The organism is Synechococcus sp. CBW1006, assembly GCF_015840525.1.
In the GTDB taxonomy this organism is placed as follows: Bacteria; Cyanobacteriota; Cyanobacteriia; order PCC-6307; family Cyanobiaceae; genus CBW1002.
This window is the reverse complement of sequence record NZ_CP060396.1, coordinates 2,374,364-2,396,405: the sequence shown is the minus strand read 5'-3', so window position 1 is coordinate 2,396,405 and position 22,042 is coordinate 2,374,364. Positions and strand designations below refer to the sequence as shown.

Annotated in this window: 21 protein-coding genes; 7 read left to right on the top strand and 14 right to left on the bottom strand. The window is 69.0% G+C overall.

Going from position 1 to position 22,042, the window contains the following annotated elements; all coding sequences use genetic code 11:
* Positions 1-2: 2 nt before the first annotated feature.
* Positions 3-2,153, top strand: a complete 2,151-nt coding sequence (locus tag H8F26_RS11535) for a transglycosylase domain-containing protein (protein ID WP_231605154.1) — start codon at positions 3-5, stop codon at positions 2,151-2,153.
* Positions 2,154-2,193: 40 nt separating this feature from the next.
* On the opposite strand, the gene H8F26_RS11530 is transcribed toward H8F26_RS11535, so the two are convergent.
* Both H8F26_RS11530 and H8F26_RS11525 read right to left on the bottom strand, forming a co-directional pair.
* The gene (locus tag H8F26_RS11530) at positions 2,194-3,588 is read right to left on the bottom strand and encodes a 16S rRNA (cytosine(967)-C(5))-methyltransferase (protein ID WP_231605153.1); all 1,395 of its coding nucleotides are present in this window, start codon (positions 3,586-3,588) and stop codon (positions 2,194-2,196) included.
* The gene (locus H8F26_RS11525) at positions 3,581-3,916 is read right to left on the bottom strand and encodes an MGMT family protein (RefSeq protein ID WP_197159170.1); all 336 of its coding nucleotides are present in this window, start codon (positions 3,914-3,916) and stop codon (positions 3,581-3,583) included. Before H8F26_RS11525 ends, H8F26_RS11530 begins: the two co-directional genes overlap by 8 nt.
* 55 nt (positions 3,917-3,971) lie before the next feature.
* Between H8F26_RS11525 and trmH the strand changes: the two genes are divergently transcribed.
* On the top strand, positions 3,972-4,661 hold the full coding sequence (trmH, locus tag H8F26_RS11520; RefSeq protein WP_197154043.1) for a tRNA (guanosine(18)-2'-O)-methyltransferase TrmH: 690 nt from the start codon (positions 3,972-3,974) through the stop codon (positions 4,659-4,661).
* A gap of 37 nt (positions 4,662-4,698) precedes the next feature.
* Here trmH and H8F26_RS11515 read toward each other — a convergent pair whose 3' ends face one another.
* Positions 4,699-4,926 carry a hypothetical protein gene (locus H8F26_RS11515; protein WP_197154042.1) on the bottom strand — a complete coding sequence of 76 codons (228 nt, stop codon included), beginning with the start codon at positions 4,924-4,926 and terminating at the stop codon, positions 4,699-4,701.
* Between the two features lie 87 nt (positions 4,927-5,013).
* A complete protein-coding gene (locus tag H8F26_RS11510; protein ID WP_197159169.1) occupies positions 5,014-5,835 on the bottom strand; it encodes an ABC transporter permease in 822 nt (273 codons plus the stop codon).
* A gap of 206 nt (positions 5,836-6,041) precedes the next feature.
* On the opposite strand from H8F26_RS11510, the gene H8F26_RS11505 reads away from it, so the two are divergent.
* Positions 6,042-6,737: a response regulator transcription factor gene (locus H8F26_RS11505; RefSeq protein WP_197154041.1), complete on the top strand. Its 696-nt coding sequence runs from the start codon at positions 6,042-6,044 to the stop codon at positions 6,735-6,737.
* On the opposite strand, the gene H8F26_RS11500 is transcribed toward H8F26_RS11505, so the two are convergent.
* The 3 genes from H8F26_RS11500 to recR form a co-directional block, all read right to left on the bottom strand.
* A complete protein-coding gene (locus H8F26_RS11500) occupies positions 6,683-8,116 on the bottom strand; it encodes a sensor histidine kinase KdpD (protein WP_197154040.1) in 1,434 nt (477 codons plus the stop codon). The genes H8F26_RS11505 and H8F26_RS11500 overlap by 55 nt on opposite strands.
* Before the next feature lie 22 nt (positions 8,117-8,138).
* A complete protein-coding gene (gene lipA / locus H8F26_RS11495) occupies positions 8,139-9,050 on the bottom strand; it encodes a lipoyl synthase (RefSeq protein WP_197154039.1) in 912 nt (303 codons plus the stop codon).
* Between the two features lie 141 nt (positions 9,051-9,191).
* Positions 9,192-9,761, bottom strand: coding sequence for a recombination mediator RecR (recR, locus tag H8F26_RS11490; protein WP_231605619.1), 570 nt, complete (start codon positions 9,759-9,761; stop codon positions 9,192-9,194).
* Positions 9,762-9,902: 141 nt separating this feature from the next.
* Between recR and psbP the strand changes: the two genes are divergently transcribed.
* The 4 genes from psbP to H8F26_RS11470 are packed head-to-tail and all read left to right on the top strand — an operon-like array spanning position 9,903 to position 13,124.
* Positions 9,903-10,466: a photosystem II reaction center PsbP gene (psbP, locus tag H8F26_RS11485; RefSeq protein ID WP_197159167.1), complete on the top strand. Its 564-nt coding sequence runs from the start codon at positions 9,903-9,905 to the stop codon at positions 10,464-10,466.
* A gap of 2 nt (positions 10,467-10,468) precedes the next feature.
* A complete protein-coding gene (locus H8F26_RS11480) occupies positions 10,469-11,536 on the top strand; it encodes an FAD-dependent oxidoreductase (protein ID WP_197154038.1) in 1,068 nt (355 codons plus the stop codon).
* 32 nt (positions 11,537-11,568) lie between these two features.
* Entirely contained in the window at positions 11,569-12,927 is a 1,359-nt protein-coding gene (locus H8F26_RS11475) for an NHLP bacteriocin system secretion protein (protein WP_197154037.1), read from the top strand.
* Positions 12,924-13,124: a hypothetical protein gene (locus H8F26_RS11470; RefSeq protein WP_197154036.1), complete on the top strand. Its 201-nt coding sequence runs from the start codon at positions 12,924-12,926 to the stop codon at positions 13,122-13,124. The genes H8F26_RS11475 and H8F26_RS11470 overlap by 4 nt, the downstream gene beginning before the upstream one ends.
* A gap of 14 nt (positions 13,125-13,138) precedes the next feature.
* On the opposite strand, the gene H8F26_RS11465 is transcribed toward H8F26_RS11470, so the two are convergent.
* From H8F26_RS11465 to H8F26_RS11435, 7 genes are all read right to left on the bottom strand, one after another.
* Positions 13,139-13,852: a hypothetical protein gene (locus H8F26_RS11465; protein ID WP_197154035.1), complete on the bottom strand. Its 714-nt coding sequence runs from the start codon at positions 13,850-13,852 to the stop codon at positions 13,139-13,141.
* Positions 13,853-13,863: 11 nt separating this feature from the next.
* The gene (locus tag H8F26_RS11460; RefSeq protein ID WP_231605152.1) at positions 13,864-15,723 is read right to left on the bottom strand and encodes a TolC family protein; all 1,860 of its coding nucleotides are present in this window, start codon (positions 15,721-15,723) and stop codon (positions 13,864-13,866) included.
* A gap of 108 nt (positions 15,724-15,831) precedes the next feature.
* Positions 15,832-17,091, bottom strand: a complete 1,260-nt coding sequence (locus tag H8F26_RS11455; protein WP_197154034.1) for a carbohydrate porin — start codon at positions 17,089-17,091, stop codon at positions 15,832-15,834.
* On the bottom strand, positions 17,088-18,182 hold the full coding sequence (locus H8F26_RS11450) for an FUSC family protein (RefSeq protein ID WP_197154033.1): 1,095 nt from the start codon (positions 18,180-18,182) through the stop codon (positions 17,088-17,090). The genes H8F26_RS11455 and H8F26_RS11450 overlap by 4 nt, the downstream gene beginning before the upstream one ends.
* Positions 18,176-19,177 carry an aromatic acid exporter family protein gene (locus tag H8F26_RS11445; protein ID WP_197154032.1) on the bottom strand — a complete coding sequence of 334 codons (1,002 nt, stop codon included), beginning with the start codon at positions 19,175-19,177 and terminating at the stop codon, positions 18,176-18,178. Before H8F26_RS11445 ends, H8F26_RS11450 begins: the two co-directional genes overlap by 7 nt.
* Before the next feature lie 77 nt (positions 19,178-19,254).
* On the bottom strand, positions 19,255-20,196 hold the full coding sequence (locus tag H8F26_RS11440) for an LCP family protein (protein ID WP_197154031.1): 942 nt from the start codon (positions 20,194-20,196) through the stop codon (positions 19,255-19,257).
* Positions 20,197-20,211: 15 nt separating this feature from the next.
* The gene (locus H8F26_RS11435; RefSeq protein WP_197154030.1) at positions 20,212-22,017 is read right to left on the bottom strand and encodes an ABC transporter ATP-binding protein; all 1,806 of its coding nucleotides are present in this window, start codon (positions 22,015-22,017) and stop codon (positions 20,212-20,214) included.
* Positions 22,018-22,042 lie beyond the last annotated feature (25 nt).

The window sequence follows — 22,042 nt, the reverse complement described above, 5'->3', positions numbered from 1 at the left end:
AGTTGCTTCGCGCCGGCCTTGTGGCCGCTGTTCTCGGCTCCGGGCTGGCCCTGGGCCAGTCCGCCCTGGTCGCCGCGGTGGATCGGCAGCTTCCCGATGCGCGCCGCATCAGCAGCTTCAATCGTCCAGGGACGTTCACCATCTTTTCGGCCGATGGCCAGGTGATCCAGAAGCTGGGTCCGGCCACCCGGGAGAAGTTGGTGGCGGGCCGCATGCCCGAGCTGGTGCGGCAGGCCTTCATCGCGGCCGAAGACCGTCGCTTTTATCAGCACAACGGCATCGATCCGCTTGGGATCGGCCGGGCTGCGCTGCGTAACCTGAGCCGGGGATCGGTGGAGGAAGGCGCCAGCACCATCACCCAGCAGCTGGCCCGCACCGTCTTTCTCAGTCAGGACCGCACCCTGCTGCGCAAGCTCAAGGAAGCTGCTCTGGCCGGCAAGCTCGAGCGCCAACTGACCAAGCAGCAGATCCTTGAGCAATACCTCAACTTCGTCTATCTCGGTTCCAGCGCCTATGGCGTCGCCGATGCGGCCTGGATTTACTTCTCCAAGACTCCCGATCAGCTCACCCTGCCGGAGGCGGCCCTGATTGCTGGGTTGCCGCCGGCACCCTCGGTCTATTCACCGCTGGTGAATCCCGACCTGGCCCTGCAGCGGCGCTCCATTGTGCTGCGCCGGATGCGGGAAGCTGGTTTCCTGGATGCGGCTCAGGAGGCGGAGGCTCAGGGTGCACCGCTGGCCCTCAAGCCCGCCGAGCCCAAGTACTGGGTCAGCAAGGCGCCGTATTTCACCAGCTGGGTGTCTCAGGAGCTCACCAAGGTGCTCACCCCCGAGCAACTTGAGGTGGGTGGGCTGACGATTCGGACCGGCCTCAACCTGGCCTGGAATGACCAGGCCCAGAAGACGATCGACACCTACGCCACCGGCGCCATGGAAGGGGCTCTGGTGGCGATGGAGCCGGGCACCGGCCTGGTGCGGGCCATGGTGGGGGGGAACGATTTCGCATCCAGCCAGTTCAACCGCGCTGTTCAGGCGCTGCGCTCACCCGGTTCCACCTTCAAGCTTTTCGTTTATCTCAGCGCCCTTCAGGAGGGCATGCGGCCGGAGACTCTGGTGCTCGACAAAGCCCGTTGCTTTGCCGGTTACTGCCCAAAGAACTTCGGCAATCGCTACATGGGCCGGGTGCCGATGGTGGTGGCCCTCCAGAACTCGCTCAATATCGTGGCGGTGGGACTGCTGCAGCAGCTGGGTTTCGACAAAGTGATCGCCACGGCCAAGAGCCTCGGCATCACCCGCGAGTTGGGACGCTTCTACCCAATGGCGATCGGGGCCTACGAACAGACGGTGCTCGACATGACTGCCGCCTACGCCGCAATCAATAACCGTGGGGTGTATGTGAGTCCCACCCCCTTCGAGGAGATCTATGGCCCCGATGGGGAATTGCTCTGGAGCCGCCGCCACGATGGTGATCGGGGTCATCGCGCCGTCGACAGCGACATCGCCGACGCGATGACCTGGATGCTGCAGCAGGCGGTCCGCTCCGGTACCGGTGGGGGCGCCGCCCTGGCGGATCGACCGGTTGCCGGCAAGACCGGCACCTCGGAGGGAGGACGGGATCTCTGGTTCATCGGCTCGATCCCCCAGCTCACCACCGGTGTGTGGCTGGGGTATGACAACAGCCGCGAGACCCGCAACACCAGTGTGGTGGCCACCTACGCCTGGAACCACTTCATGAAGCCGGTGGTGAAGGGGCTGCCGGTGCGGCAGTTCCCGCCCAAGCCGGTGCTCACCGGTCGTTACAAGCCCACCAAGCCGGCTCCCGCCAAGGGGCCTGCAAAGGGGCGGCCAGGATCTGCCGCGCAGGAGGCCCCCGATCCGGCATTGCCGCGCGCCGATTCGGCCGACTCCCGCCAAGATCCTGCCCCGCGTCCTGCAGCGCCGTCACGCCAGGCCTCTCCTGATCCCCCCCCCTCGCGTCCAGCTCCCGATCGTCCGCCAGGCTCTGTTCGCCAACCGTCGGAGCCGGATGGTGGATCCCAGCCCTCTCTGAATCGGATTCTCGACGACGTGCGTCAACAGCCAATCGCCCCGCCACCGGTTGCTCCGCCACCGCCACCACCACCGCCACCAGTGGAGCCGCAGCCCCAACCCTGACTTTCACCATGGGCAGGACATCGCCACGCAACAGCTTCAATCAGGCTGCAGTGGTCAATGCTGCGGCGTAGAAGCCATCGCCTCCCATGGCCGAAGGCCAGCGTTGCCACTGCTCGATCAGCACCAGCTCGGGGTGCCGTTGGCTCAGGGAGGCGATCTGCTCGCTGTTTTCGCTTGGATGAACCGTGCAGGTGGCGTAGACCAGCCGTCCGCCGGGCTTGAGCAGCGGCAGCAGCGCCTCAAGCAACTGCCGCTGCAACTCCACCAGCTCGTCGATGGCGGCTGGAGACATCCGCCAGCGCGCATCGGCATGGCGCGCCAGGGTGCCCAGGCCCGAGCAGGGGGCGTCGACCAGGAGCCGGTCAAAGCTGCCGATCCAGTCGGGTCGGGCCGCTGCCAGGCTGAGTGCATCGGCGGCCAGGGTGTGGATCGAGCCGAGACCCAGCCGCTGGGCGCTGTGCACCAGTCTCTGCAGCCGGCCTTCGGAGCGGTCCACGGCCCAGATCTCGCCCGTGTCGTTCTGGCGCTCGGCGATCTGGATGCTCTTGCCCCCGGGGGCGGCACAGGCATCAAGGATGCGCTCGCCCGGCAGGGGGGCGAGCAGCGGCACCACCTGCTGGGCCTGGCGGTCCTGCACGCACCACCACCCCTCGGTGTAGCCGGGCAGCTGGCGCAGGTCGCCGGGATGTCCCCCCAGGCAGAGGGCTTCGGGGAATCCCGCAAGGGGCTGGGCCGTGACGGCCGCTGCAGCCAGACGCTCGCGCAGAGCCTCGGGGCTGGAGCGCAGGGGATTGACCCGGATGTCGAGATGGGGAGGGGTGTTGCAGGCCTGGCCGAACGCTTCGGCGGCCTCCGGCGTCAGCCATGAGGGGATCAGCTCAGCCAGCCAGTCCGGCAGGGAATGGCGCACGCCCCAGGCCTGAGCTGGATCGGCCGGCAGGCTGAGGCCGCTCCAGGGCACAGGGGGCTGCAGCTCCTGGGCTTCCCTGGAACGGCTGCGCAGCAGGGCGCGCAACATCCCGTTCACAACGGGGGCCAGGCGACCCAGCTGGGCCCGCTTGGCCAGTTCCACCGTGGTGCTCACCGTCGCCGAAGCTGGAATTCTCTGGCTGAACAACAGCTGGTAGAGGCCCAGGTGCAGCAGCCAGCGCAATTTCGGCGGCTGCCGGAGGGCCGGAACGCGGCCGAGCCGGTCGATCCAGGCATCCAGCAGCCGCCGCTGCCGGATCGCTCCATAGGAGAGCTCGGTGGCCAGGCCCCGGTCGGAGCCTTGCAGGGGGCGGCGTGCCAGTTCCCGTTCCAGCGCCACATCGGCGTAGGCCCCGGCCGCCACGGCCTGCAGCACCTGCCAGGCCACCTGGCGCGGTGCCAGGCCAATGCCGGGATCCGCTGCTGGGCGGCCGGCGGCGGCGACGTCGGTGCGGGGATCAGCCAAGCGGCGGTTGCGGAGCCTTCCAGAGATAGCGCCGCAGCGGCAGCCGCCCCTCGGCATCCACGGCGATCCCCTCGGCCAGCAGCAGTTGCCGTTGCATCCAGTCCGAACCTTCGCGGCTGGGGCTCATGCTGATGCGCCCCTGGGCGTTCACCACCCGATGCCAGGGGACGGGGGTGGGCAGCGGCAGGCGACGCAGTGCCCAGCCCACCTGACGAGCACAGCCGTAGGCGCCGATCAGCTCGGCGATCTGGCCGTAGGTGGCCAGCCGCCCAGCCGGAATCTGGGCCACGGCGTCCCAGACCCGTTGATCGAAGGTCGCTTCCGCCATCGGCGGCCCGCGGTAGAGGATGCTCCCAGCCTGCCGTGCTGTGGCACCCGCCTTCATGCCCCTGCTACCCCGCCGTTTCGAGCGCCTCAAGGCCGTGCTCGATTGCCGCATGGGTGATCTCACGGTGCTGCTCGAGCAGGTGGAGAAGCCCCACAACCTCTCGGCGATCCTGCGCAGCTGTGATGCGGTGGGCGTGTTGGAGGCCCACGCCGTCTGCCTGCAGGGCCGCCTGCCCACCTTCAACAGCACCGCCCAGGGCAGCCAGAAATGGGTGCCGCTGCAGCTGGAGACAGACGTGAACGTGGCGATCCACCGCCTCAAGCAGCGGGGCTTCCGTCTCTATGGCACCCACCTTGGTGTGGAGGCCGTCGACTACCGCCGCTGTGATTTCACCGGCCCCACGGCGTTCGTGCTGGGCGCCGAGAAGTGGGGCCTCAGTGCCGCCGCCGCCGCCCAGATCGATCAGGCCGTGATCATTCCGATGCGTGGCATGGTCCAGTCGCTCAACGTGTCGGTGGCCACGGCCACCCTGCTGTTCGAGGCCCTGCGCCAGCGCCAGGCCGCTGGAACGGTTCCCACGGCAGGCGAAGGAGTGGCGCCGGAGCGCTACCAGCGGCTGCTGTTCGAGTGGGCCTATCCCCAGGTGGCCGCCTGGTGCCGCAGCCAGGGGCGGGCGTATCCGGCATTGTCGGAGGCCGGCGAGATTGCAGAGGAGCTGCCGCGGACAGTGCGGTTGCGGTGCTGATGCTTCTCATCAGCGCTGCCATGGGTTGCCGCAGAGCTCAGCCCCGTCCCTCTTCCTCGAAGCGGTTGGCGCTGGGCAGCCAGACGGCCACGGCCAGGGCGGCGAGCTCCAGGGGGATCTGCCGGCCGCCCAGCAGCACCACCATCACGCAGGTCACCGCGAAGATCTTTTCGAGCATGCCGATCACGTCATCGGTGTGACGACTGCCTTCGCTCCAGAGCACCACGCCGGACAACAGCAGCACCACATCCAGCCACCAGGGCATGGCCGCACCATCTACTTGAGGATTCCACTATGGCGAGGTCGTCGCGCGGCTGCACAGGGGATGAACAGGCCCTGCAGTGGGGCTGTTTCAGAGGGCGTTGCGCTCGGTGTCGTTGCCGCTCAACCAGCTCTCCAGGCCCTCCCCCAGGAACGAGAGGCCCAGCACCAGCACGAACATGGCCAGGCCGGGATAGAGGGCCGTCCACCAGATCCCGGTGGGTAAGGCCGTGAGGGCCTGCTGCAGATCACTGCCCCACTCCGGAATGGTTTCCGGCAGGCCCAGGCCGAGGAAGCCCAGGCCGCCCAGCACCAGCACCGCATCAGCGGCATTGAGGGTGAGCAGCACCGGCACCGAGGTGATCACATTGCGCAGCAGGTAGCGCCGCAGGATCCAGATCGGTCCGGCGCCGAGGGATCGGGCCGCCTCCACGAACAGCTCCGCCTTCACCTGAGCGCTCTGATTGCGCACCACGCGGAAGTACTGGGGCACGTACACCACACAGAGCGCCGCGGCGGCATTGGGCAGGCCGCGGCCGAGCAGAAAGGCCAGCACTACTGAGAGCAGCAGCACCGGCAGGGTGTACATCGTGTCCATCAGCAGCACCAGCAGCCGGTCCACCCATCCCCCCAGGTAGCCGCTGATCATCCCAAGAGGCACCCCCACCACCAGAGCCAGCAGCAGGGCGATCAGCACCACCTGCAGGGCCACACCGCTGCCGGCCAGGGTGCGCACGCAGACATCCCGGCCGAGGCGGTCGGTGCCGCACCAGTGCCCCCAGGAGGGGGCGGCATAGATGGGGTTGTCGAGGCCGGCGTTGGGATCGGCCAGAACGCCCAGATGGATGGCCAGCGGGGTGAGCAGGGCCACCAGGGCGTAGGCGAGCACGATCCCCACACCCCAGCGGGCCATCCGGCCGGAGAGGGTTCGGGGCTGCCAGCGATGGATCACGGCCGCGGCGGACGCGCGGGCGCATCCGGGAAACTCGCTCCATTCAACCGGTCATCGCCTGGAACCGGTCGCTGCAGGCAACGGGGCCGGCAGAGATGACTGAACAGAAGGCACTTAGGCTGGCTTCGATTGCCGTGCAGGCCTGGTTCTGCCGCTCCGGTTGCCCCATGCCCCCGCGCCTGCTGATTGTCGACGACGACCCGGAACTGCGTCATTTCCTGGTGGCCGAACTGCTGGCGGATGGCTACATCTGCGATGAGGCGGCCACCGGCCAGCAGGCCCTGGGACAAATCCGCAGAGAGCCTTGCGATCTGGTGCTTCTCGACTGGAGCCTGCCCGATTTCAGCGGCGTTGAAGTGTGCCGGCGGATGCGCCGCAGCGCCATCACCACGCCGGTGTTGATGCTCACGGCCCGCGACGATGTACGCGAACGGGTCGAGGCCCTCGATTCCGGAGCCGACGACTATCTCACCAAGCCCTTCTCGATCGAGGAGTTGCTGGCCCGCATCCGTGCCAGGCTGCGTCGCACCGGCCTGGATGAACCGGACGATGGCTGGTTACGGCTGGCCGATCTGGCGGTGCATCCCGCCAGCCGGGAGGTGAGACGAGGGGAGAAACAGGTTCAGCTCACGGCCCGCGAGTTTGATCTGCTCCATCACCTGATCCGTCACCCCAACGAGGTGCAGGAGCGGCGCCTCATCCTCGACACCCTGTGGGGCGCGAACTGGGTGGGTGACGACAACCTGCTGGATGTGTATGTGCGCTATCTGCGCAAGAAACTCGAGCCGGTGGGCCGCGCCACCCTGATTCAGACCGTGCGCGGCGTCGGCTTCATGCTCAAGGAGGGTCCGGTTCGCACCTGAGGGTCCGGTCCTGGGCGGCTGGCGGCAGACCGTGCGGATGGCAGCTCCAGGCGGAAGTCAGCGCCGCCGCATGGAGCTGACCGCACGGTGACGGCTCCGCCCATCGCCTCCATCAGCAGCCGCACCACCGAGAGACCCAGGCCGCTGCCGCGGGTATCCACAGACGCTGAGCCCCTGAAGAACCGCTCGAAGATCGTGTCCTGCTCCTGCGGCGTCACTCCCGGTCCCTGATCCAGCACGTGCAGCACCAGCAGGCCTCTGGGCGGGCCAGCTTCATAGTCGGCCCGCAGGGTGATCAATCCGCTGCTGTATCGCAGTGCGTTGTCGATCAGGGCTGCCAGGCACTGCTGCAATCGCTCCGGATCGCCGTTGGCCTGAGGAAGGGTCATGGCTTCGGGGGAAGCGAGCTGCAGGCGACCGCCGGCCTGCTGCTCCAGCCGTCCAAACGCTTCCAGCAACATGTCTTCCACGGAAAGGGGCTGGAGCTGCAGTTGCAGCCGGCCAGCGTCCAGGCGAGCCAGATCGAGCAGGTCGCTCACCAGCAGGCCCATGCGGCGGGCTTCCGTGCAGATCACCTCCAGGGAGGTGCTGAAGGATTCCGGGGCATTCAACGCGGTGGGTTGGGCGGCGGCGGCGGGGTCGGCACCGGCCAGCTGGCGCCGCAGGCTCTGGGCGTGGCCCGAGATCAGGGTGATCGGGGTGCGCAGCTCATGGGCGACACCATCCACGAAGGAGCGCTGCTGCAGCCATGTTGCGGCCAGACGCTCCTGCAGGGCATTGAAGGAGCTGGCAATCGGGCGGAGTTCCTGCGGCTCCGCCTCCACATCGAGCAGTTCGGCCTGCTGGGGCGGGGTGGGAATTGCCGCCACCTCCCGGCTGAGCTGGGCCAGGGGTTCGACAAGGCCGCGGCGCAGCACCGGTCGCAGCAGGGCGCCGGTGAACAGGGACGACAGTCCGGCGGCGGCAATCAGCAACAGCTGCGAAAGCCGTTCCCGTTCCACCGAGTCCGTCACGTCCTGTCGCAGCTCCAGCAGGGGGCGATCTCCGGCGATCGGGCCGATTCGGGTGCGGCTCACCAGCAGCACCTGGCGCTCGCCATGCAGCAGCAATGGCGCGCTGGAGGTGCCGCCGGCCGGCAGCAGGCGCACCGTCAGACCCGGTAGCTCCAGCATGGAGTGGATCAGCTGCTCCAGCTGGGCCGTGCTGGAGACGCGCTCCAGCAACTTGCTGCTCAGGTGCTCAATCAGCTGAGCATGGCTCTGGCGGCGCTGCAGGGAGGTGAGGGTGTGGTTCAGCGCCAGCAGCAGGCAATAACCGGCCAGCACCGCCAGCAGGGTGGTGGATTGCAGCCACAGCCGCAGGGATGGCTGCGCACGCATCACGTCGTGGCGGAGGTCGGGGTCATTGTGCGGCGTGATAACTGCTGCGCACCAGTGGCCCGCTGCGCACCTGCGCGAAGCCGAGGCTGCGGGCGATGGCGCCGAGCTCCTCGAAGGCGGCCGGGCTCCAGTAGCGGGCCACGGGGATGTGGGCCAGGGAGGGGCGCAGGTACTGGCCCAGGGTGAGTCGCTGGCAGTCGGCCCGGCGTAGATCGTGCAGCGCTGCGATCACTTCGTCCATGCTCTCGCCCAGTCCGAGCATCAGCCCGGATTTGGTGGGAATGGCGGGAGCCAGTTGCCGCGCCGCCGCCAGCAGCGCCAGGGAGCGGCTGTAGGTGGCGCCACGCCGCACCTCGCCCTGCAGCCGCTCGACGGTCTCGAGGTTGTGGTTGAAACAGGCGGGTCGGGCGGCCAGCACGGTGGCCAGGCGCTGCCTCTGGGCGGCTTCACCGGCTGCCGGATCAGGGTGGCCGCCCCAGAAGTCAGGGGTGAGCACCTCGATGCCAACTGTGGTGTCACGGCGCCGGATCGCCGCCATGGTGGCGGTGAACAGGCTGGCGCCGTGGTCGGGCCTGTCGTCGCGGGCGACGGCGGTGAGCACCACGTAGCGCAGGCCCAGGCTGTGCACGGCCTCCGCCACCCGCTCGGCTTCCCCGGGGTCGACGGGGGCCGGCGCCTGGCCCTTGTCCACCTGGCAGAAGGCACAGCTGCGGGTGCAGATGGGTCCGCCCAGCAGGAAGGTGGCGGTGCCGGCGGCGTAGCACTCGCCCCGGTTGGGGCATCGCCCCTCCTCGCAGATGGTGTGCAGACGCTGCTGCTTCACCACCGCCTGCACCGCCTCCAGGTTGCTGGCTGAACCCACGGGGCGCCGCAGCCAGCTCGGCAGCCGTTCCCGGGGGGGGATCGCGGCGTAGCGGCTGGTGGTTGAGCTCATGGCGGCGGCAGATGGTTAGGGCAGTGGCCTGGATGGCAGGGCAGAGGTCGGGGAGTGGGCTCTCAGGCAGTAGGCTGTCAGGCAATGAGCCGATTGGAGGGGGATGGCCCTGGGCGGCGGGCTGAGCGGCGGTGGATGCACTCAACCCATCGGCCTGCGCCCCTCCAGGGCCCGGGCCAGGGTCACCTCATCGGCGTACTCCAGCTCGCTGCCCACGGGCAGGCCATAGGCGATACGGGTCACGCTGGTGAACGGCCGCAGCAGGCGCGCCAGATAGAGGCTGGTGGTATCGCCCTCGACGCTGGGGGTGAGCGCCAGGATCACCTCACTGATGCTTTCGCGATCGACCCGTTCCACCAACGGCTGGATGCGCAGGGCCTCCGGGCCGATGCCATCCATCGGGGAGATCAGGCCGCCGAGCACGTGATAAGTGCCGCGGTATTCGCGGGTGCGTTCCATGGCCAGCAGATCGCGCGAATCCGCCACCACGCAGATCAGGCCGTTGTGGCGTTCCTCCTGCCGGCAGATCTCGCATTCGGGATCGGCGGAGAGGTGGAAGCAGCGCCGGCAACTGCCCACCTGGCTGCGGGCGGCCAGCAGGGCATCGGCGAAGGCGCGGATCTGCTCCTCCGGCTGGCGCAGCAGGTGCAGGGCCAGGCGCTGGGCGGTGCGGGGGCCGATCCCGGGCAGGCGTTCGAACTGATCGATCAGCCGGGCCAGGGGGCGGGTGAAGCCGCTCAGGGATCCGCTGCAGGTGGCCGGAATCTAGGCCCGTCGCCCCGGGCTGTGGCCCGGCGGCTCTGGGTGCCTGGGGCGGTTGGAGAATGGAGCGCGATCCGCCGCGCCCGTGTCATGCCCTTCCTCGCCTTCAGCTGGTCCCGCCTGCGGCCGGCCCTGACCGCCCTGCTGCTGGGGGTGGTGCTGGTGGGCTGCAGCGCCGCGGCAGCGGGGCTCAACTCCTTCCAGAGCCCGGATGGTCGCTATGCCTTCCTCTATCCCACCGGCTGGACCCGGGTGCAGGTCAGTGGCGGCCCGCAGGTGGTGTTCCATGACCTGATCAACAGCGACGAGACCCTCAGCCTGGTGATCGGTGAGGTGAACCCCACCAACGACCTCGAAGCGCTCGGCAGTGCCGTGGCGGTGGGCGAGACCCTGCGCCGCACCGTGATTGCTCCAGCGGGCAGTGGCCGCGAGGCGGATCTGGTGCAGGCCGATGAGCGACAGGTGGGCGGCCGCACCTTCTACGACCTGGAGTACGCCGTGCACCTGCAGGACCGGGACCGCCACGAACTGGCGACGGTGGTGATGGACCGCGGCCGCCTCTACACCTTTGCGGCCAGCACCAACGAGGTGCGCTGGCCGCGGGTGAAGGGCCTGTTCCAGCAGGTGATCACCTCCTTCACCCTTCAGATCTGACCATGTCGGCGGTGCCACAACCAGGGGATCCGGGTCAGCGTCCGGTGCTGGTGGTGGGCGGCGGCATTGCCGGCGGCTTGCTCGCCCTAGCCCTGGCCGATGCGGGCCTGGCGGTGACCCTCGTGGATGAGGGCTTTTCCCGTGCCACTGCCCTCAGCTACGGCGGCGTCGCCTGGTGGGCCGGGGCTCCGGGTGCGCTGGGTGCCCTGATCCGCCAGGCGCCGCAGGCCTGGCGTGCCCTGGAGCATCGTCATGGTCCGATCGGCTGGCATCCCTGCGGCCTGCGCCTGCATGGCGGCAGCGTGCTGGAAGGGTTGTGGCGCCCACCCTTCGCCCGGGTGGATGCGGTGGCGTTCCGCCAGGCCCTGGCCCGGATGCTGCCGCGAGCCGGCATCACCGTGCTGGCGGATCGGGTGCTCGGTCCTCTGGAGCGGGTGTCTGGAGGGTGGCGGTTGCGGTTGCAAGCCCAGGCGGATCTGGAGGCTGATCAGGTGGTGCTGGCCGCCGGTGCGGGCTGCCTGGCGCTCTGGCCGGCGCTGGGCCAGCGGCTCCGGCTCAGCTGGGCCGGGGTGCTGGCCCTCGAGGCGATGCCCGCTGGCCGCCCCCCTGCCGGCAGTCGTTGGTTGGAGCAAGGACGGCGCGGGCGGCTGGTGCAGCCGCGGCACTGGCGCCGCCGGAGCCTGGAGCAGCAGGCGGCGACGTTGCAGCAGGAGGCCTGGATCGTCGATGCCGGGCTGGCGCCCTGGGGGAAGGGGGTGCTGGTGGGGCAGATCAGCCTGGTTCGCCCGCCGGCACGCCAGGCGGAGCCGCCCGATCCGGCCTGGATGGAGGAGCGCCTGCGCCAGGGCCTCAGCCAGCTGGAGAAGAGTCTGGGGAGCCTCGCCGGGCCGTACCGGCAGGTGCCGGTGACCTTCTGCGCCGGCGGAATCCCCCTGGCGGGCCCGATCGATGCGGCACCGGGACTCTGGGCCTTCACCGGGTTCAGCGGTGCCTTCGCCCAGGTGCCGGTGCTGGCGCCGCGGCTGGCCCAGGCCATCGCCCTGGCAGCCTCCAGGCCGAAGCCCGGCTGACAGAGCTGCCCGGATCCAGCAAGCTGGCCGCCATGACGATCACCAGCCCCGACTCCGGTGCGCCCCCGCCGGGCCCCGAGTCGTCCGCCGGCCGGGGGGCGCGCTCGCTGCCCCACCGCTGGGCGGGCCTGAGCGATCACGACCAGGTGGGGGTGTGCCTGGCGGCCGTGGCTGGCGCGCTGGGGTGCTGGGCCCTGTTCTGGCCGGTGCCCACCGAGGTGACGGGGCAGGGGGTGCTCGTCTATCCGAACAACGCCGGCCTGCTCAATGCCCGCTCTGGCGGCCAGGTGCGGCAGGTCTTCGTGCAGGTGGGGGATCGGGTGAGCCGGGGCCAGGTGCTGATGGAGCTCTACCTGCCGGTGCTGGAGAAGGAACTGCAGCAGCAGAAGGGCAACCTGGCCCAGCTCGAGCTGCAGAACCGTGAACTCGATCAACGGGACCGGCTGCGGCTGGCCACCGAGCGGCTCAGTGTCGACACGGCCCTGGCCAAGCTCGCCGACGACCGCGATCGCTTCGAGGCCCTGCAGGCCACCTATGCCGACAAGCTGCGCAACCTGCGCTGGCTCAGCCAGCGGCAGGTGGTGGCGCCGCTCTCGAGTGAGGTGGTGGGTGCCGAACAGGGCTTCACCACCACCAGCGTCAATCTCGATGCCACCCGCACCCAGGAGAAGGAGGTGCTCACCAGCTATGAGCAGGTGAAGCTCACGATCGACACCCAGGCACTGCAGCGTCGCTACCAGATCGACGATCTGAAGCGCCAGGTGCGGGTCACCGAGGCCCGCATCGCCTTCGACGGCAAGGTGGTGGCCCAGCGCGACGGCAGGCTGCTGGATCTGCAGGTGATCGAGGGCCAGACCGTGAGCACCGGCCAGCGGCTGGGCACCCTGGGGCGAGCCGCCGCCCCCACCGCCCACGAGGCCCCCCTGCGGGCCGTGGCCTTCTTCGCACCGGCCGATGCCCGGCGGCTCCCTCCAGGACTGCCGGTGGAGGTGGTGCCCCTCTGGAACCAGCGCGGTCGCTTCGGCGGGATCGTGGGCAAAGTCAGCCAGGTGCTCACCCTGCCCGCCACCGAGGAGGACATCTCCACCACGATCGGCAACCCCCAGCTGGCCCAGGAGCTGGTCAGCAAAGGACCCGTGATGCGGGCCGAGATCACCCTGGAGCGCGATGCCACCAGCCTCGACGGCTACCGCTGGACCCTCTCGCGCGGCAGTGGCGTGTTTCCGGTGCGGGACGGACTCACCATTGCCAGCCACGCCTACGTGGAGTGGCGATCACCGATCAGCTACCTGATCCCCGGCCTGCGCTCGATCACCGGTGGCTACCGCAGCCAGGGGATGGACCGGCGCTGGAACCTGCCCTTCCTGCGCCAGCCCGACACCCTGCCATGACTCCCTCCCCCCGCCGCCCTCTTCTGCGCAACGGGCTGCTCCAGCAGGAACTGCCCTGGCTGACCAGCGAGGTGGTGCTGCTGGTGGTGCTCTTCAACGCCAACCCGCCGGAACTCTGGTTCTGGCTGGTGGTGCTGCTGGTGATCCTGGGGTACCGGATCGAGCGCTGGTGGTCATCCCGATCGGGTCGGGACTGAGCCAGGTCCGTGACTCAGCCTGGCCGTCTGTGGAAGCGCCCCAGGATCAGGGCGATCAGGATGGCGATGTAGAGCTGGCCCGCGATGGTGATCACCACGGTGATCACCTGCCCGGTCACGCTGGCGCTGCGGAGGACACCCGATCCCACAGTGGTGAGGATCGCGAAGGAGGCGGCCATCAGGGCCGGTTCCATCGCCACAGCGTCGGCGTTGTGCTGGTTCAGCACCGGCAGTGAGGAGATGGCGAAGGCGCCGGGATGCAGCACCCACAGGGCGATCAGCATCACGCCGCCGGCGATACCGACCAGCAGATAGCCGGAGGTGGCACCCATCACCACGGCCAGGGTCACGAAGGGCTCGCGCACCAAGGTCTTCACCTTGCGCATCAGCGCCAGCAGAAAGAACAGCAGCCAGGCGATCACATGCGGCACCGTCACGATGCGCCCCACCGCTGGATCGAAGCTCAGGGCCAGATGCCACACCCCCTCCAGAGCGATCGCCACGCCGCCGAGCCCATAGACCAGCGGCCGCGTGCTGACCAGGGGCGAGTACCGCGTCACCGTCGTGATCAGAACCACCGCCAGGCTGATCAGCAGCAGCGAAAGCAGCCAGACCTGCGACTGACAGAGCGGCAGCAGCAGAATCAGCAGCACCTCGGTGGTGAGGGTGAGGATGTAGCCCCGATGGCGGTGCCGGAGCCTCTCGATCTGCTCGTGGGTGAAGGGCATGGTGGCTCCGGTCAGGGCCTGGGGGTCGGAGGGCGCGGCTGGCTGAGCTGCAGCTCGGTGAGCTGCAGCTCAGGGGCATAGGGCGCCTCGGGATCGCGGGAGACCGGCAGCAGTTCCCGCAGCAGCCTGGCGTAGGTGAGGTTCACGTCTACGGTGGCATTGAGCCGCTGCACCAGGCTGTTGATCAGCCGCTCCTGGGTGATCGACAGATCCACCTCGTTGGAGAGGCCGGTGCGGTAGCGCAACCGCACATCGCGGAAGGCCTCCATGGCGGCCGCCACGCCGCGGCGGGCGGAGCTCAGCTTGGCGAGGCTGGCCTCGTGGTTGAAGAAGGCCTGCTCCAGCCGCAGGCGGATGTCATTGCGGCGGGCGGCGAACTGCTGGGCCGCGGCGGCTTCCCGGCGGGCCAGGCTCCGCACCCGCGCGGCGGTGGTGCCGCCATCAAAGAGCAGCCAGCGCAGGGTGAGTCCGATCGACCAGTCGTAGCCGTTGGTGTTCAGCACGGGGATGACCGTGCCACCGCAGCAGCCGCCGCCACTGACGCTGATGTCGAACTGATTGGTGTTGGTGCCGTAGCCGCCGGCGGCGGCGAACAGCGAGAGGGTCGGCAGCAGGGCGGCGGCGGCCGCGTCCTTCTCCCGGGCCAGGGCCTCGCGGGTGGCCAGCACCGCCTCCAGTTCCGGGTTGTCGCGGTACGCGGCCAGCAGGCTGGCCTCCAGGTCGAGGGGCCAGCGGGGTTGCACCTGGATCGGATCGGAAGCGCTGGGGGTCACCTCCGGCGGCAGGTTGAGCACCACGCCGAGCTGGCGCCGGGCCACGGCCCGGTCGGCCAACGCCTGGATCAGCAGCTCCTGGTCGCTGGCCTCGATGGCGCGGCGGCGCAACACATCCAGCCGCGGCACCAGGCCCGCCTGCTTGAGATCAAGGGCGTCCTGAAGGATCACCAGGTCGTTGCGCACCGTGGCGTCGCGGATGCGCACCAGCTGGTCGGCCTGCTGCAGCTGGTAGTAGGCCTCACTCACCTGCAGCTGCAACCGGCGCAGGTCGTTCGCGTAAGCCTGGCGGCTCTGCTGCAGGCGGGCCCGGGCGGCTCTCACCTGGGGCGTGCGGGCGAAATCGAGCAGCGCGTACTGCAGTTCCAGGCCTGCCTGAACGCTGTTCACCGATTCATTCAGGTAGGCGCCGCCGCCGGTGGGCACCGTCAGGGCACCGCCGGTCGGCTGGCCCGTCGCCGTGGCCAGACCATTGGTCGAGAACTGCGGCCCGAAACCCAGCCTGGTGTTGCCCACGGGGGAATAGAAGCTGGTCCCGCTCTGGCTGCTGCCGCCGCTGGCCACCGCACTGATCCGGGGCCAGTAGGTGCCCAGGGCCGCCTGCAGCTCCGCCAGGGCCGCTGCCACCTGCTCGCGCTGGCCCTGCAGTTCGGCGCTGCCCCGAAAGGCCATCGCCAGGGCCTGCTCCAGGCTCAGGCCCTGGATCGAACCCCGCCCCAGCTGCTCAGCCGTGGGCAGGCTCAGGGGCGCGGGCACGTCCAGTTCCGCCGGCAGGGGCCCGGAGGCCTCGCGGTTGGGTGCCAGCAGGGTCTGCGGCAAGGGCGGGGTGGCGTTATCTGCGGCGGCTGGTGCCTCTTGCTCTTGCGGCAGCAAGGTGTCGAGGGTGCGCAGCTGCTGGTCGAGTTCCCGCCAGCTGCGCTCCAGCGGCTCGGTGGACCCCTCGGGCAGCGACGTCGACCGGTTGGCCTGGGCCTGGCTGGGGGCGAGCAGCCCCGGCTGGCCCGGCCCCACGGCCATCGCCGGCAGCAGCAGCAGGCCAAGCAGCGGCACGTGGTTCAGGTTGCGGTTGCCCTGCCGGCCACCTCGGCTCCTGCCCATCCGCTCCGATTCGTCCCGTCTGATCGGCGCCAGTCTCATCGGCGTCAGTCTGAACGCTGCAAGCCTGATGGATGCAAGTCTGATGGCAGCCAATCTGGTGGACCCGGCTCAGAAGGTCAGGGTGACCTGCAGGCCGCTGGAGAGGATGCCTGGCCAGGCCCCGCGAGCGCCCGGATTGACGATCCACTGCAGGGTGGGCTGGAGATTGAGGTTGTCATTCAGGCGAAGCTGATAGCCCAGCTCCACCACCCCCTCCTGGCCCAGCGGCGGCTGGAGTCCGGGGCTGAAGCCGGTGCGGGCCATCCCCAGGGCCAGCAGATCCCGGGGGCGCCCCGGGAAGGGGCCCAGCACCACCACGCCGGTGCTGAGGTTGGTGCGGATGGAATTGAAGGCCGGATCCAGACCGAGGGTGGCCGCGAACCAGAGCCGTCGATCGCTGCCGGGCCCGCTGCCCACCGGCAGGCTGAGGCTGCTGTAGAGGCCGCGGTTGGGGCCGCTGCCGAGGTAGCCGCCCAGTTGCAGTGACCCCGGCGGCAGCTGCAGCGGCGCGGATGGGGGCAGCGATGGGGGCTGGCTGCTTGGCTGCAGCCAGTCGGGCGTGAGTTCCAGCTGCACCATCTGCAGCCAGCCCCCCGGCCCTGCCATGGATCCTTCGATCCAGAACCGACGCACCTGGGCGGCCATGGCTGTCAGATCGAAGCCGGCCACGTCCAGTCGCAGCTCCTCGGAGGGGCGGAGGCTCAGCACGGCGCCCGGGGCATGCAGGGGGGCCACGGGGAAGTCGGCGGTGCCGAGACCGGGGGCCGTGTTCAGGGCCCCATGGACGTAGTAGCTGGCCAGCGGTGCGGTGAAGAACTCTGGATCGAGCGAGAGCAGGCCGGCCCGCAGGCCCCAGGAGCCTGGGAGGGTCTCGCGCCGGATCTCGGCGGCGCTGAGCCAGAACCCCGGCGGATCGGCGAGCTGCTGCAGGGGAATCACCGCGCCGATGGATTCGGCGTAGTTGGGGTTGCCGTTGATGAAGGTCAGATCTGTCCGCATCGACCAGCGGCTCGCCTCGGAGCCGGACTGCCGCCAGGGAAGGATGACGATCTGCAGGGTGGATTGCTGGATCCAGCTGGCCCGGGAGGCCTTGCCCCCGACGGGATTAGCCATGGGTTCGGCCTGGATCTCCAGCTGCAGCTGCAGCCATTCCGGCAGCCCCAGCCACTCCTGCAGGCTGCCCCAGCCCGTTGGTTCAGGCGTGGCTTCCGTGGATCCAGGACTGGGGGCCGCAGGATCAGGAGCTTCGGGCAACGGTTCCGCCAGGGTCGGCGCCATCAGCAGCGCCATCGCCGCGCCCAGGGCTCCCCAGGGGCGGACTCGCTTCATGGCACCAGCTGCCGCCAGCGGGATTCGCAGTGCAGCAGGCAGGAGAGCACCTGCTGGCAGGCCATCAGCCGCCGGGCGATCCGCTGCAGCCGGCCCAGATCCATGGCGGCGAAGCTGGGATCGCGCAGCCAGTGATCGGCCACGCTCCAGCTGGCCGGGGCCTGGAAGGGAGGCGGGTGCTTGAGCGATTCCCCCGGCTGGAGCACGATCCGGCACCATTGCCCCAGCTGGGCGGCGGCGGCCTCGAGCAGTTCCGCCTCCGCCAGGCGCAGGGCCGCCAGGGAGGCCACCTGGCCAAGGGGAGGGGGCTGGCGCTCAAGGGTGTCGAGGGCGCCGATCAGGCTGGAGCAGGCGTCCTCCAGCAGGGAGAACCCCCGCAGCAGGGGATGGCGGCTGGGATGGTCGCCCAGCTCGGCCTCCACCATGGGGCGGCCGCGGCGCAGCAGCCCCAGCTGGCGGCGCAGCTCCACCGTGCGTCGATGCTGTGGATCGGCTTGGGTGGTGGGTGTGGCTGCGCTGGTTGGCTTCGCGGCGTGGCCTTGCTTCGCCGTGGCCCCGCTCAGATACAGCTGTGCAGCCGCCGCCTCCAGACCCTCCGCCAGAGATCCCAGAAGGACGTTCCACTGACTGCGGGTCTGCGTCACCGCCTGGCTGGGCCAGAACAACCGCAGGCTCAGCAGGGCCATGAGGATGCCGACACAGGTCCAGAACAGCCGCAGCGGGATCCACCAGTCGAGGTCATCGCCGTGGACCAGCCAGCCCATCACCAGCACCAGGCCGCCCACCTTATAGCCCACCCGCAGCCCCAGCCACTCCCCCAGGGCGCGCAACAGGCCCAGGGCCAGGCCGAGGGCGAGAGCGAGGGGCAGCTCCCGGAGGCACTCCTTGGTCACCACCAGCAAGGCCGCTCCCAGCAGGGTGCCGAGCAGCCGCTGGCGGCCGAGCCTCAGGGAGTTGCCATAGGTGCCGGTGCCCACCGCCAGCACCGCCAGGGTGGCGTAGAACCCGAAGCCCAGGGGTGCCAGCAGTCCGAGGGCGTTGGTCAGCCCGGTGGTCACCACCAGACGCAGCTCGTCGCGGCGGATCAGCATGGAACGGTGGGGGGGTCGAGCCGGCGCAGCCGCGCCAGGGTCTCAACGGTGGAGAGCAGTCGTTGCTGTTCTTCGGCCAGGGCCAGCAACTGCAGCAAGGGCCGCCCGTCGCGCAGGGCCGCCTCCTGCCAGAGCTCGGGGCGGGGGGGCACAGGGTGTGCCCTGCTCCCCTCCAGGGCGGCGGCCAGGTCGGCCAGCACCTGGCGCAGGGGATAGGGGCCTGTGATGGCCGGGTCCGTCTCGGGAGGCGGCGTTGCTGGCGGCAGGTTGGAGAGCAGACGCTCCCACTGAACCCAGTGGTGGCCGAGGGTCTGCCAGAGGTTGAGCCGTTGGCGCCAGCGCCGGCGCAGCAGCCAGCGACGCCGGGGACCGCGCATCTGCTCCTGGGTGAGCTGACTCATGCGCAGCCAGGTCTCGGTGAAGTCGGCCGGCGGCAGGGGCGGTGGCGCTGGGGCGAGCTCGATCAGCCAGCGGCGATGCTCCTCCAGCTGGCACCTCAACTGCTCCCAGAGCCTGTCTTCGATCTCCTGCAGTTCCCTGAGGCCCTGGCGGGGCCAGAACAGCAATCCCACCAGAATGGCAATCACGCAGCCCAGGGCCGTGTCAAGGGCGCGGTTGAACACGTAGTTCCAGTTGAGGAGCACGTGGTCGGGAATCATCAGGAACATCACGCTCACCAGGCCGGCAGTGCCGAGGGAGCTCTGCCAGCCCAGCATCCGCAGCACCGGCACCATCAGCAGCAGCGACACCAGCACTCCAATCCAGCCCGACAGGATCGTGTGCACCAGAAAGGTGATCAGCCCGCCGGTGACGGTGCCGAGAATGCGGGACGTGGCCGCGTGCACGGTCTGGTCGTCGTTGTCGTCGACCACGACGATCACCGCCATCAGCGGATACCAGACGAACTCGATCCGCTCCCACCACAGGGCTGCGGCAGCGGTGATCGTGGCCGAGATCCCCAGCTTGAGGCTGTTGTGCAGCAGCGGGGAAGACACGGGGGCGCGCAGCTGCCGCAGCAGGGATGACCGGCTCAGCCTATGGCCCGCGCTCAGGCCTCAGAAGTGGTCAGGTCTCAGAACAGGAAGCGGTAGCGATCGTCCTGCGGATTGGTCTCGCCATTGTCAGCGGCCTTGCTTCCCTCGGCGCCGGGCTCGGCCTGCGGCCAGGTGGCATCCCAGTAGCTGATGCCGTCCCGGTAGAAGGGGCGGCCGTCCAGCCGTTCGGTTTCCAGGCTGGTCATGCCCATCGCCGTGATCAGTCCACCCATCTCCATGGGCCCCAGATCGGTATGGAGATCCTTGCCGGCGGCAGCCAGGATGGCCGGCAGCCGCACCAGGTTCTCCGGTCGGGTGAGCTTGCGGAACAGGGCTTTGAGGGCCAGCTGCTGACGCTCCAGCCGGCCGATGTCGCCCATCTCATCGTGGCGCCAGCGCAGGAATCCCTCCAGGTCCCGACCCTTGAGGGTCTGCAGACCGGGCTGGAGGTCGATATGAAGCCCCTGGCTGTTGTCCACGTAGTACAGCCTCTTGGGCACGTCCACTTCGATGCCGCCGAGCACATCGGCCATGCGCCGGATCGAGGAGAGATTCACCTTGACCAGATGGCTGATCGGCCGTCCCATGCGGCTGGAGAGTTCCTGTTTCACCAGATCGGCGCCCCCCAGGCTGTAAAGGGCGTTGGCCTTGACGCCGCCGTACTCCACCGTCTCGATGTAGCTGTCACGTGGCACCTGGATGATGCGGGTCACACCGTTCTCCACCCGCAGAACCGCCATCACGTCGGTGTTGCCACCACCGACATCCGTACCCAGCAACAGCACATCCTGATGACCGAAATTGGCCCAGCCCGCAAAGGGGTTGGTGATGCGCTTGTCCTCGATGTGATTCTCGATGGACAGCCAGCGACTCAGGGGACCGGCGAGCAGCAGACCGCCACTGAGGCCCAGCACCACGGCCACAGTGACGGGCCCGCGCTGACCTCTCTTGGGACGGCGCTGCGCCGCAGATGTCTTCATGTTGGAAAACTTATGTCAGGCATCGAACCGCAGGGGCTCGTCCGGCAGGAGACCGGCCTGGACACGCCAGAGGCCGGCGTAGGCACCGGCGGCGGCGATCAGGTGCTCATGGGTGCCGCTTTCCACGATCTGGCCCTGCTCCAGCACCACGATGCGATCGGCATGGCGTACCGTGCTGAGGCGGTGGGCGATCACCAGAGTGGTGCGATCCGCCGTGAGCCGCACAAGCGAGCGCTGGATGGCCGCTTCGGTGTCGTTGTCCACGGCGGCGGTGGCCTCATCGAGGATCAGCACCGGAGGATTCTTGAGGATGGCGCGGGCCAGGGCGATGCGCTGGCGCTGGCCTCCGGAGAGCCGCTGGCCCCGCTCCCCCACCACCGTGTCGTAGCCGTGGGGCAGGGCGGCGATGAAGGGCGCGGCCTCGGCCAGGGCAGCGGCGCGTTCGATGGCGCTGCGGGATGCGTCGAAGCTGCCGTAGGCGATGTTCTCGGCCACCGAGCCATGGAAGAGGAACACCTCCTGGCTGACCAAACCGATGGCGTGACGCAGGTCATCGAGCCGCAGGGTCTGGATCGGGATCCCATCGAGCAGGATCTGGCCCTGCTGTTGTTCGTAGAGACGCAGCAGCAGCTTCACGATGGTGCTCTTGCCTGAGCCGGTGGCGCCCACGATGCCCAGGGTGGATCCTGCCGGTACCTGCAGGTTGAAGTTCTGCAAAATCGGCGGGCGCTCGTGGTAAGCGAAGCCCACCGCCTCGAAGCGGATCTCGCCCCGCACCCGGGAGCGTGGCAAGTGGCCATCACCACCGGGGATGGCGATCGGCGTGTCGAGCAGATCCAGCACCCGGTTGGTCGACGCCATGCCCCGCTGATAATCGTCGAGGGTGCGGCCCAGGGTGGTGAGGGGCCACAGCAGACGCTGGGTGATGTACACCAGGAAGGTGTAGGGCGCCACTCCGAGGGTTCCGCGCCACACCTGCAGCCCGCCGACCACCAGGATCGCCAGGAAGGCGAACAGGATGGCGAAACGGATCAGCGGCACGAAGCCGGCCGAGAAGCGAATGGCGCGGCGGTTGCTCTGGCGGTAGGCCTCGCTCTGCTGAAACAGGCGATCGTTCTCCCAGCCCTCGGCCACGTAGCTCTTGATCGTGAGCATGCCGCCCAGATTGGTGGCCAGGCGGCTGGCCAGATCGCCGGCCCGCTCGCGCACCTCCTGGTAGCGGGGAGCGAGGCGATGCTGATACCCCAGGGAGCCCCAGAGGATCACCGGCACCGGCAGAAACGACACCCCAGCCACACCCGGTGAGATCCACACCATCGCCCCGCCCACGGCCAGCACGGTGGTGATCAGCTGCAGGATCTCATTGGCACCGTGATCGAGGAAGCGCTCCAGCTGGTTGATGTCGTCGTTGAGGATCGTCAGCAACCGTCCGCTACTGCCCGCCTCGAAAAAGGCCATCTCGAGGCGCTGGAGATGGTCGTAGGCCTCCAGGCGCAGTTCGTGCTGCACGGTCTGGGCCAGGTTGCGCCAGAGCAGACCGTAGAGGTATTCGAACAGGGATTCGGCGGTCCAGATCAGGAATGACAGCACGGCCAGCACGGCCAGCTGGCCCGGAACCGAGACCACGCCCAGATCGGCCAGCCAGGAGTTCTGCTGTTTCACCACCACATCGACCGCCAGGGCGATCAGCACCGGTGGAGCCAGGTCAAAGAGTTTATTGAGCACCGAGCAGGTCGCCGCCAGCCAGACCTGCCGCCGATGGGGACGCAGGGTGCGCAGCAGGCGCTTCAGGGCAGGGGTGGAGCCGGTGGCAGGCCGCATGCGACGGGTTGGCGGTGAAGATGTT

Excerpts from the sequence above, each read along its gene's own strand:
- H8F26_RS11460 (WP_231605152.1), bottom strand. The coding sequence starts at position 15,723 with ATGGGCAGGAGCCGAGGTGGCCGGCAGGGCAACCGCAACCTGAACCAC.
- H8F26_RS11470 (WP_197154036.1), top strand. The coding sequence starts at position 12,924 with ATGACTCCCTCCCCCCGCCGCCCTCTTCTGCGCAACGGGCTGCTCCAG.
- H8F26_RS11525 (WP_197159170.1), bottom strand. The coding sequence starts at position 3,916 with ATGGCGGAAGCGACCTTCGATCAACGGGTCTGGGACGCCGTGGCCCAG.
- H8F26_RS11455 (WP_197154034.1), bottom strand. The coding sequence starts at position 17,091 with ATGAAGCGAGTCCGCCCCTGGGGAGCCCTGGGCGCGGCGATGGCGCTG.
- H8F26_RS11515 (WP_197154042.1), bottom strand. The coding sequence starts at position 4,926 with ATGCCCTGGTGGCTGGATGTGGTGCTGCTGTTGTCCGGCGTGGTGCTC.
- H8F26_RS11480 (WP_197154038.1), top strand. The coding sequence starts at position 10,469 with ATGTCGGCGGTGCCACAACCAGGGGATCCGGGTCAGCGTCCGGTGCTG.
- H8F26_RS11435 (WP_197154030.1), bottom strand. The coding sequence starts at position 22,017 with ATGCGGCCTGCCACCGGCTCCACCCCTGCCCTGAAGCGCCTGCTGCGC.
- trmH (WP_197154043.1), top strand. The coding sequence starts at position 3,972 with ATGCCCCTGCTACCCCGCCGTTTCGAGCGCCTCAAGGCCGTGCTCGAT.
- H8F26_RS11450 (WP_197154033.1), bottom strand. The coding sequence starts at position 18,182 with ATGCTGATCCGCCGCGACGAGCTGCGTCTGGTGGTGACCACCGGGCTG.
- H8F26_RS11475 (WP_197154037.1), top strand. The coding sequence starts at position 11,569 with ATGACGATCACCAGCCCCGACTCCGGTGCGCCCCCGCCGGGCCCCGAG.
- H8F26_RS11465 (WP_197154035.1), bottom strand. The coding sequence starts at position 13,852 with ATGCCCTTCACCCACGAGCAGATCGAGAGGCTCCGGCACCGCCATCGG.
- lipA (WP_197154039.1), bottom strand. The coding sequence starts at position 9,050 with ATGAGCTCAACCACCAGCCGCTACGCCGCGATCCCCCCCCGGGAACGG.
- H8F26_RS11500 (WP_197154040.1), bottom strand. The coding sequence starts at position 8,116 with ATGCGTGCGCAGCCATCCCTGCGGCTGTGGCTGCAATCCACCACCCTG.
- H8F26_RS11440 (WP_197154031.1), bottom strand. The coding sequence starts at position 20,196 with ATGAAGACATCTGCGGCGCAGCGCCGTCCCAAGAGAGGTCAGCGCGGG.
- H8F26_RS11505 (WP_197154041.1), top strand. The coding sequence starts at position 6,042 with ATGCCCCCGCGCCTGCTGATTGTCGACGACGACCCGGAACTGCGTCAT.
- psbP (WP_197159167.1), top strand. The coding sequence starts at position 9,903 with ATGCCCTTCCTCGCCTTCAGCTGGTCCCGCCTGCGGCCGGCCCTGACC.
- H8F26_RS11510 (WP_197159169.1), bottom strand. The coding sequence starts at position 5,835 with ATGGCCCGCTGGGGTGTGGGGATCGTGCTCGCCTACGCCCTGGTGGCC.